General features: G+C 59.9%; 14 protein-coding genes. 4 read left to right on the top strand and 10 right to left on the bottom strand.

Features of this window, described 5'->3' with window-relative positions; genetic code table 11:
- Both LDL37_RS08245 and LDL37_RS08240 read left to right on the top strand, forming a co-directional pair.
- Positions 1 to 243 (top strand): hypothetical protein (locus LDL37_RS08245; protein WP_290796591.1); only part of this gene is annotated, 243 nt, incomplete at its 5' end.
- Positions 244 to 711: 468 nt separating this feature from the next.
- Positions 712 to 1,215, top strand: coding sequence for a homogentisate 1,2-dioxygenase (locus LDL37_RS08240; protein ID WP_290796588.1), 504 nt, complete (start codon positions 712 to 714; stop codon positions 1,213 to 1,215).
- Here LDL37_RS08240 and LDL37_RS08235 read toward each other — a convergent pair.
- Both LDL37_RS08235 and LDL37_RS08230 read right to left on the bottom strand, forming a co-directional pair.
- Entirely contained in the window at positions 1,196 to 1,375 is a 180-nt protein-coding gene (locus LDL37_RS08235) for a hypothetical protein (protein ID WP_290796586.1), read from the bottom strand. The two genes, LDL37_RS08240 and LDL37_RS08235, sit on opposite strands and share 20 nt — an antisense overlap.
- 174 nt (positions 1,376 to 1,549) lie before the next feature.
- Positions 1,550 to 2,161: a hypothetical protein gene (locus tag LDL37_RS08230; RefSeq protein WP_290796583.1), complete on the bottom strand. Its 612-nt coding sequence runs from the start codon at positions 2,159 to 2,161 to the stop codon at positions 1,550 to 1,552.
- Between the two features lie 461 nt (positions 2,162 to 2,622).
- Here LDL37_RS08230 and LDL37_RS08225 point away from each other — a divergent pair, with 461 nt between their 5' ends.
- Positions 2,623 to 4,434, top strand: a complete 1,812-nt coding sequence (locus LDL37_RS08225; RefSeq protein WP_290796580.1) for a long-chain-acyl-CoA synthetase — start codon at positions 2,623 to 2,625, stop codon at positions 4,432 to 4,434.
- Positions 4,435 to 4,506: 72 nt separating this feature from the next.
- Here LDL37_RS08225 and LDL37_RS08220 read toward each other — a convergent pair whose 3' ends face one another.
- The 3 genes from LDL37_RS08220 to nhaA form a co-directional block, all read right to left on the bottom strand.
- Positions 4,507 to 4,791: a hypothetical protein gene (locus tag LDL37_RS08220; RefSeq protein WP_013478508.1), complete on the bottom strand. Its 285-nt coding sequence runs from the start codon at positions 4,789 to 4,791 to the stop codon at positions 4,507 to 4,509.
- Between the two features lie 167 nt (positions 4,792 to 4,958).
- Entirely contained in the window at positions 4,959 to 7,508 is a 2,550-nt protein-coding gene (locus LDL37_RS08215; RefSeq protein ID WP_290796575.1) for a TonB-dependent receptor, read from the bottom strand.
- A 305-nt stretch (positions 7,509 to 7,813) separates the two neighbouring features.
- Entirely contained in the window at positions 7,814 to 8,995 is a 1,182-nt protein-coding gene (gene nhaA / locus LDL37_RS08210; protein ID WP_290796572.1) for a Na+/H+ antiporter NhaA, read from the bottom strand.
- 233 nt (positions 8,996 to 9,228) lie between these two features.
- Here nhaA and LDL37_RS08205 point away from each other — a divergent pair, with 233 nt between their 5' ends.
- Entirely contained in the window at positions 9,229 to 10,656 is a 1,428-nt protein-coding gene (locus LDL37_RS08205) for a protein adenylyltransferase SelO family protein (RefSeq protein ID WP_290796568.1), read from the top strand.
- Here the strand turns inward: LDL37_RS08205 and LDL37_RS08200 are convergent.
- From LDL37_RS08200 to LDL37_RS08180, 5 genes are all read right to left on the bottom strand, one after another.
- The gene (locus tag LDL37_RS08200; RefSeq protein WP_126420933.1) at positions 10,646 to 10,939 is read right to left on the bottom strand and encodes a type II toxin-antitoxin system RelE/ParE family toxin; all 294 of its coding nucleotides are present in this window, start codon (positions 10,937 to 10,939) and stop codon (positions 10,646 to 10,648) included. The genes LDL37_RS08205 and LDL37_RS08200 overlap by 11 nt on opposite strands.
- The gene (locus tag LDL37_RS08195; protein ID WP_126420935.1) at positions 10,936 to 11,226 is read right to left on the bottom strand and encodes a type II toxin-antitoxin system ParD family antitoxin; all 291 of its coding nucleotides are present in this window, start codon (positions 11,224 to 11,226) and stop codon (positions 10,936 to 10,938) included. The genes LDL37_RS08200 and LDL37_RS08195 overlap by 4 nt, the downstream gene beginning before the upstream one ends.
- 42 nt (positions 11,227 to 11,268) lie before the next feature.
- Entirely contained in the window at positions 11,269 to 12,192 is a 924-nt protein-coding gene (locus tag LDL37_RS08190; protein WP_290796560.1) for a glutaminase, read from the bottom strand.
- A gap of 142 nt (positions 12,193 to 12,334) precedes the next feature.
- Positions 12,335 to 13,270, bottom strand: a complete 936-nt coding sequence (gene bla, locus LDL37_RS08185) for a class A beta-lactamase (RefSeq protein ID WP_290796557.1) — start codon at positions 13,268 to 13,270, stop codon at positions 12,335 to 12,337.
- Positions 13,267 to 14,690: S9 family peptidase (locus LDL37_RS08180; protein WP_290796554.1), on the bottom strand; the 1,424-nt coding region annotated here is incomplete at its 5' end. The genes bla and LDL37_RS08180, both read right to left, overlap by 4 nt.

The raw sequence follows: 14,690 nt of genomic DNA, 5'->3' as shown, positions 1-14,690 counted from the left end.
ATGGCTCTGCGGGAGCGCGTGCTGAACACGGTCGCCATCCCCCGGCCGCAGGATACGCCGTTAACGGAGCACGATTACGGCCTGATCCGCGATGAGGATGTGGAAATCCTGCACGGTGACCGGCTCCCCCGCCTGTATGAAATGGGCGAGACGCGCGACACGCTGCTGAAAGCGCTGAAAGCCTATAGCCGCGAAGACCTCAACCTGTTGTGGCCTGATCTGTTCCTGCTGGATACGGGGTGAAGGGGTTAGCCACTGAAGATTTAGCCACGAAACGAAGTTCGGCGCAGCCAAAAGAACCGTTGAAGCGCCCGGCCCGCAGGGCCCTTACCTTCGTGCGGCAAGCCCGGATGAAGGGCGCTGCGCGCCGAAGGGATTTGAACCACAGATTTCACAGATTACACAGATAGGCGCTGCGCGCCCCTGCGTGACGCAGACACGGATAATCTGTGAAATCTGTGTAATCTGTGGTTTCTAAAATCTCGCGTGGCACAGCGCTGCATTTGATAGGTCAGGCGCAGACCTGTGCCACAGGCTCCCGTTCGTGCTTTTTGTGTTTTTCGTGGCTAAACCTTCTTAGCCTCACATTCGGGGTCCGGGGTCAACTGACCCGGATTATTACCCTTGCCTAAAATCAGTTCCGCCCGTCTTTCCTGCGCCGCAATTCCGGGATTAAACTCAGCGGCAAAACGGCTTTGTCAAAGGTATCCCATGCGCGCCCTGCTTCTTTCCGCCGCCCTGTTGCTGACCGCCGCTCCGGTGTGGGCCGAAGAGGCCAAACCGGCCTGCCCGCCGGAGCCCGTTCTGACCGGGCCGTTCACCCACTGGATGCACGCCACCCCGGTCAAGGCCACGGCGGAGGCCAGCGGTGCCCCGGCTTTGAGCGTGGGCAAGCCGGTCAAGGTGACCCTGCTTGAGGCGACCCGCGTCACCTATAGACGCGCCCGCGCCACGCCGCCGACCACCCCGACCTTCAGCGGCACGCTCAGCCTCAGCGTAACCGAGGCCGGCACCTATGGCATTGCCGCCGGGGCTGGGCTGTGGATCGACGTGGTGAAGGATGGTGAAGCGCTGAAGTCGAGCAAGCACGGGCATGGGCCGGATTGTTCCGGCATCCGTAAGATCGTCGATTTCGACCTGCAACCCGGCACCTATGAGGTGCGGCTGATCGACAACAAGACCGCCGATGTGACCGTTATGGTCCTGAAACGCTGAGGTTTAAGCGCGAACGGCAGGAACCCTTTGCGTTGAAGCGCTCGGCCCCCCACAAAGCCTTCAGACGATCAAAACGCACCGCTCCCCCACACTTGCGCTGAGTGGCCTCATCAGATTTGCCGGCGTTCAGCGCTTCGGCGCAACGATCAATGGCCAGCATTTAAATCTCCGCTTCTTCGCAAAAAACAGAGAATCAGAACATATTGATATTTCGCAAATCATTTCGGTCAGTCTCTTAATATCACATCCCAATAATTTGGCACAGCAATTAACCCTATCATAGAACGTCACCTTAATTCTTATTCAAATTAACAACACTGAAAACCGATAATAATTACGCTACGAGGAAATTAATTGCCTCAACGCAATCATTATTTATCACATCACGGGGAGCACTTTGAGTAGCAAAGTATCTCGAATATGGCCCCTCATAGGGCCCAACAGAGAAAAGGACCCCAGCCTTCTTTGCCCATTTAGTCATCCCGATGCCCCCGCCCTCGCCCTCCAACTGCCAACCGCTTGACGCTGCCAACTTCACCACATCCGAAATTCGCAAGCACTTTTTCGCCCCTAAACCTTCGTCACGTAAATTCATCATTAAAGATATCCCACCTAATTCCTCGCTGGCAGGCGACTTTAGATGATATGTAACGAAGTCGAACTCGTTATTCCTACCTGAATACGATGCAGCAATCTTACCAGCAACATCGTATTCAGAACGCTCAAACTCGATACCGGGGAAAATCTCTCGAATATCGACTAACGAAAACTCAGGCCCAACCCGAATTAACAACTGTGAAATAGGCTCCACAAACGACACTAGCTCTTCCTCTGATGCTTCCCTGATCAAAGGCTCGCCTGGCGCACAGCCAGACAGCCAAACCAAAAAAGCAACGACTAGATGCAGCCGAATCCGCTTCGCACTAATTATGGGTTGTACAACCATTAAGCGCCCCGATGCTTTCCAATACATAACGGCCGACCTTGCACAGCATCGGTCAAACCCAGATGAATAGGGAATTCACACGCCTCAAAAACCCAGAGACAATAGGGAGTGAAAGTTTTCTAATTTTCGTCATCTTCCCCTCCCCGTTTCTTTAGGGTCTTGCCCACAGGTCGCTGATGACCCGGCGTTTCCCCGTGACACTCCCCGTCAGCCAGATGACAACGGTTTCGGCCAAAGGTCAACCGCGTCCAACAACCAGGTCCGGGGTCAACTGACTCCGGAATCCTCGTCTGAATTCAGTTCCTTTTGTACCTTGACATAACGGCGCCTTCCCTTGCGGTAAGGGAAAATACTTTCCGTTCACGTCAATTTTATGCTGGCGAAACGGTTATTCCGGGATATGCTGAATCATAAGGCGTCACCATAGACGTCATGAGGCACAGGGTATCCGGAGACGTTCCATGAACCTGATCGACAGGGCCAGGCGCGAATTCATTTTCATCAAGCGGTTGCTGCGGCTGCTGCGCCATATCCGCGAGGTGGATTCAAACTCGCCTGTGCTGGTGTGCGACGATGTCGAAGCCTCGGTAGATCGCCATTCGGCGCGCATCGCCCTGCTGTTTGAGGACAAGAGCCTCACCTATGCCGAGATGGACGTGCTGGCCAACCGCGTGGCCAACTGGGGTTTGTCGCGCGGCCTGAAACCCGGCGATACGGTGGCGGTCTTCCTGCCCAACCGCCTCGAATACATCCCCATCTGGTACGGGCTGAGCAAGATCGGCGTGATCAGCGCCCTGATCAACAACGCCCTGACCGGTCAGGGTCTGGCCCACTGTATCAACATCTCGACCGCCAGCCTGACGATTGTTGATCCCACCACCCTGCCCGCCTTTGCCGAAATCGAAGCCAGCCTGAGCCGCCATCAGGAGGTGTTTGTGCTCGATCTGGCGCAGGGCGACGAAACCTCGCATCACCATTCGCTGACCCAAGCGCTGAAAGGCGTCAGCACGGTGCGCCCCGACCGCAAGATCCGGCAGGGCATGGTCGCGCACAACCCGGCGCTCTACATCTATACTTCCGGCACCACCGGCCTGCCCAAGGCCGCCAAGATCACACACGCGCGCGCTCAGCTCTACATGAAGGCGTTCCGCGGCGTGTCGCACATGAGCGAGGAAGATCGCCTGTATAACGCCCTGCCGCTGTACCATTCGACCGGCGGCCTGTGCGGCGTCGGCGCGGCGCTGCTCAATGGCGGCTCCATGGTTATCAAGCGCAAGTTCTCGGCCTCGGCCTTCTGGTCTGATGTGCGCAGCCTCAACTGCACCCACATCGTTTATATTGGTGAGTTGTGCCGCTACCTCGTCAACGCGCCGGTGGCGGCCAATCCGGACGATGAGACCAAGCACCGGCTGAAGGTCGCCTTCGGTAACGGCATGCGGCCGGAGGTGTGGAGCGAGTTCAAATCGCGCTTCAAGGTGCCGGTGATTATCGAATTCTACGGCTCGACCGAAGGCAATGTGTCGCTGTTTAATTTTGACGGTCAGGCCGGCGCCATTGGCCGCGCTCCGGCCTATCTGCGCAACGCCTTCAACATCCGGCTGGTGCAGTTCGATGTCGAGAGCGAAACCCCGGTGCGCGGGCCGAACGGTCTGTGTATCGAGTGCAAGCCCGGCGAGGTCGGCGAAGCCATCGGCGCCATCGGCACCGATGCCCGCCACTTCTACACCGGCTATGCCGACAAGGCCGCCTCCGAGAAGAAGGTCATGCGCGACGTCTTCAAAAAGGGCGACGCCTGGTTCCGTTCCGGTGACCTGATGAAGATGGACCGGGACGGCTATATCTATTTCGTGGACCGTATCGGCGACACCTTCCGTTTCAAGGGCGAGAACGTCTCGACCTCAGAGGTGGGCGAATGCTGCGCCCGCGCCGAAGGCGTCGATGAGGCGATTGTCTATGGTGTGCCGGTGCCGCACTATGACGGCAAGGCCGGGATGGTGGCGCTGATCACCGGTGAAGGTTTCTCGATCGAAGCCTTTGCGCAGCACGTAAACAGCCACCTGCCCGTCTATGCCCGGCCGCGCTTTGTGCGCCTGCTGCAAAATGCCGAAACGACCGGCACCTTCAAATACAAGAAGATGGACCTTGTTCTGGCGGGTTTTGATCCGGCAAAGGTCAGCGATCCGCTCTATGTGATGCGGACGGACGACAGCGGCTATAAGCCTCTGACGGCGGAGTGCCTGAGCCTGATCGCGAGCGGTCAGTACCGCATGTAGTCAATGGCTAAGCCACACAAAACCGCGCCGCTTCGCTTGAAACGGCGCGGTTTGTTTATGTTTATGGCTGGTTCAGTCGCGGCGCGACAACAGCAGGCCAATGACCACACCGGCCGCCGCGGCAATGGCCACAGAGGTGCCGGGGTGACGGCGGATCTGACGGCGCACGACCTTGGTCTTGTCTTCGGCCTCATCGCGGGCTTCTTCGAGGATGACCTGAAGGCGGTCGATGCTGCCATTGATCTTGTCGCGGGTGTCCTGCGACACCTTCAGCTTGTCTTCGAGGTACTCCAGCGCGTCGGTGATCGAGCGCGTGGTCTTTTCGGCAATAGCTTCGGCAGGGGCTTTGTCGGCCATGAGCGGTCTCCTTTGGCTGGACTATAGATATAGGCGTTCTGTCGAAATATTGCATCCCACAAGAGGGTGAAAATACGGCAACCGATACACCAAAATATAAGGCTTCGGCAAAAAAGAGGCCCCGGCGGTCACCGGGGCCTCTGCCTCTGCTGATCCGTAAAAATGGATCAGTATTTAACGCGCAGGGTCACGCCATAGGTGCGCGGCTGGCCCATAAAAGCGTCGTAGGTATTGGAATCCAGCGCCTGATTATAATAGGTGCCGTTGGGCTGGATCGTGGACTGGAAGCCATTGCCTTGCAGCGGGGCGTTGATGACGACCTGCTTATAGGTTTCGTCGGTCAGGTTCTGCGCCCAGAATTCCAGCGTCCAGGCCTGATCCGGCGCGCCGATGCCGAAGCGGGCATTGAGCAGCGTATAGCCGTCCTGCATCTTGAACGGGATCAGGTCGGAGCCGGTGTTGTATTCCGAGGAATACTTGGCGGCGATATTGCCCGTTGCGCGCAGGTTTTCGGCGATATTGCCCGACCAGGTAACGGCCAGAGAGCCCGTCCATTCCGGGGCGAAGGACATGCGCGCCCCCGGCAGGAGCGACAGTTGCGGGAAGCGCGCCGGGTTCGACAGGTCAGAGGCGGTGAAGCTGCCGTACTTGGTGTCGGCATAGGCGACACCGCCCTGCACCGACAGGCCGCGGATCGGCGTGGACCAGTAGACATCGGCATCAAAGCCCTTCGACTTCAGTTCCGGGATCGACTCGACCACGAAGGCCGTGCCGAGGAAGGTGTTGAGCTGGAAATCCTGGAAGGTCTGATCGAAGGCCGTAATGTTGAACAGCAGCTTGTTGTTCAGCATCGAGGTCTTCAGACCGACTTCGTAGGAGTCCACCGTTTCCGGCTTGAAGTAGAGCGAGGCGTCCGGCGTGATGCCCGTCTGGGCGCGGTCGAGGTTGTACCCACCGCCCTTATAGCCACGGGCGTAGGAGGCATAGGCCATGATGTTTTCGTTGAAGCGGTAGGCGCCTTTCAGCGTGCCCGACCATTCCTTCTCGGTCACTTCATTGGCGATGCGGCGGTTATTGAAAGCCGCATTGCCCCAGAAGGTACACATATTGCCGACCACGGTCGGGCGCGAGGCCGCCGGGATGGCCGCCCAGGTGCCGACCGGGGCATTGCCCATCAGGCCCGAACGCGCAATGGCCGAAGCACAACCGACGCCCCCATCTGAATTGGTATAGATGGCGGTCATCTTCTTGGTTTCCTGCGTATAGCGCAGGCCCATCGTGACCTCGAACTTGTCGGTGAACTTGTAGCCATTGTTGGTGAACAGGGCCAGCGACTTCGACTCCTGCGTATAGTAGTCGAGCGCGCCTTCACCCGCCGCGTAGGAGGTGCCGGCGGCGCGGCCGGTCAGCAAGGAGACCGTCGGCGTCGTGGTGGGCAGACCGAGCGCCTGCGCCAGCAGGATCGACAGATAGGTTTCGTACTGCGAGCCATAGACGTAGGAGTCGGTGCGCTTCAGATCTTCGTCGGCATAGAAGGCACCGACCAGCCAGTTGAGCTTTTCACCGCCACCGGCCAGACGCAGTTCCTGCGAGAAGGTGTCGAAGTCCGCCTTGAAATCCCCGTTGTCGCGGCGATAGAGGATGTCAGCGCCCGAATAGTCGATGTCCTGACCATTGGTGTTCTTCCACTTGCGCACGCCGGTGACCGAGGTCAGGGTCGAGTCGAGCCAGTCCAGCTTGATATTGGCTTCGACCGAGACGCCGCCATCAGTGATCTGCTGCGTGGTCGGGCGGTTGGAATAGGCCAGACGCGCTTCCGGATTGGCGGTCGCCGCCACGCCGTTACCGCCCGTCAGCGTGTTGAGCGCCGCGCCGGTCGGACCGGTGCGGGTCTGCACCACGGCGCAGCAGTTTTCGTCGCGCTTCGAATAGTCGGCGATGACGCGGATCTTATGCGCGCCTGGCGTGAACAGCAACTGACCACGCACCGTGTAGAAGTTCTGATCGGCGTCTTCCTTAAGGGCGCGCGGGCCAATGCCGGTATTGACGTCGTAGAAGCCGCCGCGCTCACGCTTGGCCACAAACAGGCGACCGGCGACGAGGTCTTCGGACAGCGGCCCGGTGATCGAGGCCGACACGCCCTTGCCGTCATAGTTCGACACCGTGGCTTCGCCGTCCATGCCGAAGGTGAAGGACGGTTCCTTGGTGATGATGTTGATAACGCCGGCCGAGGTGTTCTTACCGAACAGGGTGCCCTGCGGCCCCTTCAGCACTTCGATGCGGCCGATTTCGCCCAGATCGCCGAAGCCGACGCCATTGCGCGGACGATAGACGCCGTCGATGACCACGCCGACCGAAGATTCCATACCGGGGTTGTCGCCGACCGTGCCGACACCGCGGATACGGGCGGTGGTCAGGGTTTCGTTCTGGGTCGAGGTGACGGTCAGACCGGGCGTCAGGACCTGCATGTCCTTGATGTCCTTCACGCCAGCGTCCTGCAGCAGCTTGGCCGACAGAGTGGTGACCACGATCGGCACGTCCTGAAGCGACTGCTCGCGCTTCTGGGCGGTGACGGTGATGACCTGAACCTCTTCCTCAGGCTGGGCGGTCTGGGCCATGGCCGAAGCCGCGCTGAGCGCCATGACCATACCGGAACAGCTTACCATCAGTGTGCGGTTGAGGGAGAAGCGATTGTGTGTGTGTGCCTTTACGCGCATGTGTTTCCCCTAGGTCAAGCAGGCCGCCTCTTCCGCAAGGGAAGATTTTACAGTGTAAACGGCGGTCCCTGTATTTGCCGGTTTTGTCTTTGACGTTGTTTTATGCAGACTCGCCCAAGGGTTTACTTAGTACGGTCCGCTACGTGACATGATATGACACATGTGTGGACAAAGACAATTTCAAATTCATCTCGCAAGCGCACATGAAAAAACCGCGCAAACCTTGTCATACAAGGCTTACGCGGCGTTAGCAGTAGCACCACAGCGGCCAAAAAGGCCTGTAAATATTGACGGTTACGCAAACGTCAACTTGCGATGCGGCGACGCGACAGAACTATTGCGCCTGCACAGGCCGAAAGTAACGATCCCGTAATTACACCAAGCTTTATGGCATTTTGGGCACTTTCCGCATGGTCAGCAAAGGCCAGAGCCCCCAGAAACAGGCTCATCGTAAAGCCGATTCCGCACAAAAGGCTGACGCCATAGAGGGCTGCCCAGCCGCTGTTTTCGGGGGCCCGGGCGATTTTCAGGCGGATGGCCAGCCAGGCTAGGCCAAAAACGCCGATCTGTTTGCCGACAAACAGGCCCAGCGCCACGCCCAGCATGCGGGGATCGGCCAGCGAGGCGAAGCTCATCCCCGCGAACGAAAAGCCCGACGCCACGAAGGCAAAGAAGGGCACAATGCCGTAGGAAACCGGCGTATGCAGGTCGTGCATGATGGTTTTCAAAAGGCTTTCTTCGCCGCGCGCCGGCGCGTCCAGCGTCACCATAAAGGCCGCCGCCACCGCCGTCAGGGAGGTGGCCAGTCCCGCCTTCAGGCTGAGCGCCCAGGTCGCGATAAACAGCACCAGATAGACGGCTTTCAGACCGCGCGCATGATCGCGCAGGGCGTATTTGGCCAGCCCCATCACCGCCAGCAGACCGGCGATCCACAGGCACATGAGCAGGTTGATCCCCGACGAATAGAAGAGGCCAATGACCAGCACCGCCCCCAGATCATCGACAATGGCCAGCGTCAGCAGGAAGACGCGCAGGCTGTCCGGCAAGCCGCGGCCGACCACTGCGAACACGGCCAGAGCAAAGGCAATATCGGTCGCCATCGGCACGGACCAGCCGCGCAGATCGCCGCCGGGCAGCCCCGCATTCAGCGCCACATAGACCAGAGCCGGAGCCGCCATACCGCCGATCGCCCCCAGTACCGGCAGGGCCAGTTTCTTCGGGTTCGACAGTTCACCACGGAAAATCTCGTACTTGATCTCCAGCCCGACTACGAAGAAGAAGATGGCCATCAGGCCTTCCTTCGTCCATTTCAGCACCGACTTGTCTTCGACAAAGGTGCCGATCTGCACCGGAATATGGGCGTTGATGAAGTCGAAATAGATCGCGGCCCACGGCGAATTGGCCCAGATGACGGCGATCAGGGCCGACAGCCCCAGAATGAAGCCGGCTCCGGCTTCGGTTTTGAGAAATTCGAGGGTGAACTTCATCGGCGGTCTCCTTTTCCGCGGGCGTGGTCAAAGACCATGCGAGGGTTAAGTCCGGATAGGGATTTTTGTTGGCTTCCCTCGCCGGGCGGTGGCTCCGCCACCTTGGCCGCCGCCTCAATGGCGGCTTGAGCGGAAGGGTGTCCTTCCGCTCGAAATAGTGATGTTTGGTATCGACTATTGCGGAGAACCGTAGCAAACCAGACGCCCTGTCCCAAGCAAAACCGGTCTGTCTCATGCCGATTTCCGCCCGATATCGTCCCGATCCGCGCCTTGCAGCCTCTGGCCTGCCGCTGGTCGATGCGGTGCGTGCCGCCGGCTTCCCGCAGACGGTTTTAAGATACCGCAATGACCGTGCGGCGGCCTCGGTCGGCCTTGAGGGGTTAAGCCACGACGAATGGATCGCGCACTTCGGGCGTTTCACGCCCCTGCCCGAGAATCAGGCCGAACCGCTGGCCCTGCGCTATCACGGTCATCAGTTCCGCCACTACAATCCCGACCTCGGCGACGGGCGCGGCTTCCTGTTTGCCCAGATACGCGATACGCGCGACCGCCTGCTCGATCTCGGCACCAAGGGCTCCGGTACGACGCCGTGGTCGCGCGGTGGCGATGGCCGCCTGACGCTGAAAGGCGGCGTGCGCGAAGTGCTGGCCACCGCGCTTCTGGAGGCGTTAGGGGTCAACACGTCAAAGAGTTTTTCGCTGATCGAAACGGGCGAGTCCCTGCGCCGCTATGACGAACCCTCCCCCACCCGCGCGGCGGTGCTGGTGCGCCTGTCGCATTCGCATATCCGCTTCGGCACGTTCGAGCGGCTGGCCTATCACAGCGAAACCGACGCCATGACGGCGCTGGTGCGCTATGTGGCCGATACCTATTACGCGGACCTCAGCGCGTATCAGGGGCCGGACCTGACGCACGCCCTGTTCGATGCCGTGGTGACGAAGACCGCGCACCTGACGACCCAGTGGATGTGCGCGGGCTTTGTGCACGGGGTGCTCAATACCGACAATATGAACATCACGGGAGAAAGTTTCGACTACGGCCCCTATCGCTTCCTGCCGCGCTATGAGCCGGGGCTGGTGGCGGCCTATTTCGACGAAGGCGGGCTCTATGCCTATGCGCGGCAACCCGATGCGGTGTTCTGGAACCTGACGCAACTGGCGCGCTGCCTCAGCCTGATCGGCGACAGCCAGCCGCTGATCGACAGCCTCAACGCCTTTTCCGAGCGCTATCAGACGGGCATGGCGACACAGTTCTGCCGTCGTTTGAACCTCATCCCGCAAGGTATGGAGACGGAGACGCCCCTGATGCAGGCCGCCTTCCGCATGTTGAGCGCCGCAAAAACGCCCGGCAGTTTTGAAGGATTCTTCTTCGACTGGTTCGGCGGCCCGCTCAGCGAAGCCCGCGCCCTCAATGGCCCGCGCGCCGAGGTCTATACGCACCCCGACGCCTCGGACTTCCGTAGGTTGATCAGCGCCTATGCGCCCGCCGACGCGGACACGCTCTCACACCCGCTGTTCGCGCAGCCCCACCCGGCGACCCTGCTTTACGATGAGATCGAAGCCCTGTGGAAACCCATAGCGGAAGACGACGACTGGTCGCTGTTCTATGAAAAGCTGGCGGAGATCGAGCGTTATCGCGAGGGGTTGGGGCTTAATCCGTGAACATATCCGCAGCTATCAGACGCGCACTGTGCAAGATGCGACTGACACGGATTTCTGACGGCAGAACACGATAATAAATAGAATAGTTGCCGTAGGGAGCGCGCCTCAGATCAGGCAAAAGGCCTTCGACCTGAACATAACCTCTCGGACGGTCTGCGAGCCCCAGACAGAAGGTTCTCAACTCGGTCACGAAAGTAAGAGCGCGGGGAAGATTATCCTGCGCGATAAAATCGCCGATTTCCTCCATATCAAGAAGCGCCCGTCGCGTGATCAGGACATTCATGCCGCAGCATCATCCTTGATCATGCCCTGATACTTCGCGATCAATCTGTCAAAGGCCTCTTCGGCATCGACATAGCCGCTGCGCTCGCCCTCGTCGATCAGCGCTTTCAACTCGGCGATCTGGCGTTCGCGGGCCTGCTGCTTGTATTTCCAGTCGCGCAGGGCTTCGCGCACCACTTCGCTTGCTGAAGCGTATTCGCCGCTCTCGACGGCGTCGCGCACCATGGCCGCCATATCAACCGTCAGGGCAATACTGACCTTTTCCACGCGCGGCTTATCATCGGCCATGAGGCACCTCCGGTACGAACGAGTAGCAATTTATACCACCACTCACAGCACCGAACAATTGGTGATCTGGCTGAAGGCCTCCAGCGCCGCAAAGCCCACCACCGACGTGCCGTGGCGATCCAGCTCCGGCGACCACACGGCAATGGCGGCCTGTCCCGGCACGATGGCGACGATGCCGCCCCCGACGCCGCTTTTGGCCGGCAAGCCGACGCGATAGGCAAACGATCCCACCGAATCGTACACGCCGCAGGTCAGCAGCAGGGCATTAAGCCGCCGTGCCTGCCGCGCCGGGAACACTGTCTCTTCGATCACCGGCGAAAACCCGCCCGCCGCCAGAGGCAGGGCCGCGCGCGCCAGATCGCGGCACGACAGGGTAATGGCGCATTGACGGCAATAGGCGGCGATGACGGTTTCGACCTCGTGATGCAGCGTGCCCGCCCCCTTCATCAGGTTGGCGATGGCGCGGTTCTTGTGCGCCGTGTCGATTTCCGAACGCGCCACGGCCTCGTCTATGGTCAGGGCGTTCTGGCACAGGAAGCCCATATAGTCGCGCACCGTCAGGTCCGGCCGCCGCGTCCCTTTGAGCAGCATATCGACCACCGCCAGTGCCCCGGCATTGATAAACGGATTGCGCGGAAACCCGGCCTCGTGCTCAAGCTGCGACAGGTAGTTGAAGGGCGTGCCCGACGGCTCCTTGCCCACCCGCGTCCACACCTCATCGCCTATGCGATTCAGCGCAATGCCCAGCGCAAACAGCTTGGTGATCGACTGCGCCGAAAAGGGCTCATCGCCGTCACCGATAACGTATTCCTGGCCATTTACGGTGCGCACGGCCATGCCGAACTTCTTCGGATCGACGGTCGCCAGTTCGGGGATATAGTCGGCCACCTGCCCCTTGCCGAATTGCGGCTTCACCGTCTTTTCGATCTGCGACAGGACTTCGGGCAGGGACAGTTCGTGTTTCATGGCACCTCTATAGCCCCTCCTCCCGATGACGGGGAGGGGTTTAGAGCGCATTCCGAAAAGTGTGCAACGGTTTTCGGAATCAAATGCGCGACAAAACAAAGCGTTAGAGCGGGATTTCGATTCAACCTGAACGAAATTCGCTCTAAGATGAAGCGCTCCCGCTGTCGAAGCTTTCGGCAAAGGCCAGCGTATCTATGACCAGCCGCGTGATATCGGCGACGATCAGGTTGCGGCCGGTATCGTCGAGCGTCCCACCCGTCGTATAGATCGACAGGAAAAGCGGCGGCTTATCGCCTGACGGCCAGATCACCGCCACGTCGTTGACCGCCCCATTGGCCCCGCGTCCGGTCTTGTGCCCGACGGTCCACCCCTTCGGCACGCCCGCAGGAATCATGTCGGGGCCCGTCAGCGTGGCCACCATCCAGTCGCGCAACAGAGACAGGCTTTGGGGTTGCAGTACGGCTCCCGTAAAGACGGTGCGCAACAGGCTGCTCATGGCGTCCGGCGTGGTGGTGTCGCGTTCATCGCCCTCGATATTGCTGTTCAGTTCAGGCTCGTTGCGGTCAAGGCGGGTCACCGAGTCGCCCAGCCCGCGCACAAAGGCCGTCAGCCCGGCCGGGCCACCGATCAGCGGCAACAAGAGATTGGCGGCGGCATTGTCGGAGACCGCCACCGCCGCGGAACACAGGTGGCCTACGGTCATGCGGCCTTTGGCGACGTGTTTTTCCGTCACCGGCGAATGGTCGAGCAGGTCGGCCTTGCCGTAGCGGATTTCCTGCGCGACGGTGAGTTTATTCTCATCCACCGCCTTGAGGATCGCCGCCGCCAGTACCCATTTGAAGGTCGAACACAGGGCGAAGCGCTGGCTGGAATTGATATTCAGGCTGCCGTCCGCGGCGGTGTCTCCCTGAACGACGGCGGTGCTGGTGCGGACGCTGACGCCCACCCGGCCACCGTGGCGTTTCTGAATCTCCATCAGGCGCTGGCCCAGACCGATGGCCTGATTGACCTTTTCAGAACAGCCGGCGAGGCACAGACCGGCCCCGCCCATCACAATACCCCGCCGCGTCAGCATCATTTCGCCTTCGTATGTTCATCCAGCCAGTCAAACACCGTCTTGTGCCACTTCAGGGAGTTCTGCGGTTTCAGTACCCAGTGGTTTTCATCCGGGAAGCGCAGGAATTTTGACTTCACGCCATTCATCTGAAGCGCCGTAAAGGTGCCGATCCCCTGTTCCGGTATGACGCGGAAGTCCTGATCGGAGTGGATGACCAGCATCGGCACCGACCAGTCCTTGGCGTGCAAAGCCGGGTTGAACTTGTCATAGTTTTCCGGCTTCTCATAGACGCTGCCGCCGTTTTCCCACTCCGAGAACCACAGTTCCTCAGTGGCATAGCCCATGGAGCGGTTGTCAAACAGGCCATCGTGATTGACCAGGCACTTCCACGGGGCCTTCCACTGCGAGGCGATCCAGTTGATCATGAAGCCGCCATAGGAAGCCCCCAGCGCACAGGCGCGATCCTGATCGAGGAAGCTATATTTCGACAGGGCGTAGGCATAGCCCTTTTGCAGGTCTTCCAGCGGGCGGTCGCCCCAGTGCTGGCTGATGGCATCCGTAAAGGCCTGCCCGTAGCCGGTCGAACCGTGGAAGTCGATCATGATGACCGCGTAGCCTGCCCCGGCATAGGCCTGCGGGTTCCAGCGATAGGACCAGCTTTCGCCGAACGAGCCCTGCGGGCCGCCGTGGATCAGGAAGGCCACGGGGTACTTTTTGCCTTCGACATAGTTGGCGGGCTTCACGATATACCCATGCACGGTTTCGTCGTTCCAGCCCTTGAAGGCAAACTGCTCGAACGCCCCGAAGGCGCGGTTTTGCAGCACCGGATCATTGAGGGTGGTCAGAGCCGTGGCCCCGTCATCAATCAGTTTGGCTTTCGGTTTGGAGACAAACAGTTGCGACGGGTAATCAAGCCCGCTCTTGGCAAAAACAAAGCGATCTTTCAGCGGCACGAAGGCGTCCATATGGCCGCCCTTCGATAGAGGCGTCACCTTGCCCGTTGCGATTTCGACGCGGAACAGCGGCGTCTTACCGACATCGCCAGCGACGACGTAGAGGCTCTTGCCATCGGCCGCCCATTTCACGCTGTCGGCCGAGCGGTCCCAGTCGGCAGCGATCTGCTTCGTCTCACCGGTGGCCAGATTGCGCAGGAAGATTTCGAACTGATCGGCCTCAAAGCCCGGACGCTTCATGGCGCGATAGGCCAGCCACTTGCCGTCGGGCGACACCTCGGCCCCCGTATCCCAGGCCTTATTGGCCTCGGTCAGGTTGGTTTGCGTGGACGGGTTGGCGAGATCGACCTTATAGATGTCGAAATTGGTCGAGCGCGGCTCGTCCTTGCCGGCGATGCGCACCGAGTAATAGACGGTGTTCCCATCGGGAGAGACGCTGTATTCCGCCTCGTCACCAAACGGTTTGGACGGCACGTCACCATCGACCC

The organism is Asticcacaulis sp. (genome assembly GCF_020217185.1).
Classification (GTDB): Bacteria; Pseudomonadota; Alphaproteobacteria; order Caulobacterales; family Caulobacteraceae; genus Asticcacaulis.
This window is presented reverse-complemented; position numbering and strand designations above follow the sequence as displayed.

Bases quoted from the DNA above. Each gene is read 5' to 3' on its own strand.
- LDL37_RS08220 (WP_013478508.1), bottom strand. From the start codon at position 4,791: ATGGCCGACAAAGCCCCTGCCGAAGCTATTGCCGAAAAGACCACGCGC.
- LDL37_RS08205 (WP_290796568.1), top strand. From the start codon at position 9,229: ATGCCGATTTCCGCCCGATATCGTCCCGATCCGCGCCTTGCAGCCTCT.
- LDL37_RS08195 (WP_126420935.1), bottom strand. From the start codon at position 11,226: ATGGCCGATGATAAGCCGCGCGTGGAAAAGGTCAGTATTGCCCTGACG.
- LDL37_RS08190 (WP_290796560.1), bottom strand. From the start codon at position 12,192: ATGAAACACGAACTGTCCCTGCCCGAAGTCCTGTCGCAGATCGAAAAG.
- LDL37_RS08240 (WP_290796588.1), top strand. From the start codon at position 712: ATGCGCGCCCTGCTTCTTTCCGCCGCCCTGTTGCTGACCGCCGCTCCG.
- LDL37_RS08235 (WP_290796586.1), bottom strand. From the start codon at position 1,375: ATGCTGGCCATTGATCGTTGCGCCGAAGCGCTGAACGCCGGCAAATCT.
- LDL37_RS08225 (WP_290796580.1), top strand. From the start codon at position 2,623: ATGAACCTGATCGACAGGGCCAGGCGCGAATTCATTTTCATCAAGCGG.
- nhaA (WP_290796572.1), bottom strand. From the start codon at position 8,995: ATGAAGTTCACCCTCGAATTTCTCAAAACCGAAGCCGGAGCCGGCTTC.
- bla (WP_290796557.1), bottom strand. From the start codon at position 13,270: ATGATGCTGACGCGGCGGGGTATTGTGATGGGCGGGGCCGGTCTGTGC.
- LDL37_RS08230 (WP_290796583.1), bottom strand. From the start codon at position 2,161: ATGGTTGTACAACCCATAATTAGTGCGAAGCGGATTCGGCTGCATCTA.
- LDL37_RS08215 (WP_290796575.1), bottom strand. From the start codon at position 7,508: ATGCGCGTAAAGGCACACACACACAATCGCTTCTCCCTCAACCGCACA.
- LDL37_RS08200 (WP_126420933.1), bottom strand. From the start codon at position 10,939: ATGAATGTCCTGATCACGCGACGGGCGCTTCTTGATATGGAGGAAATC.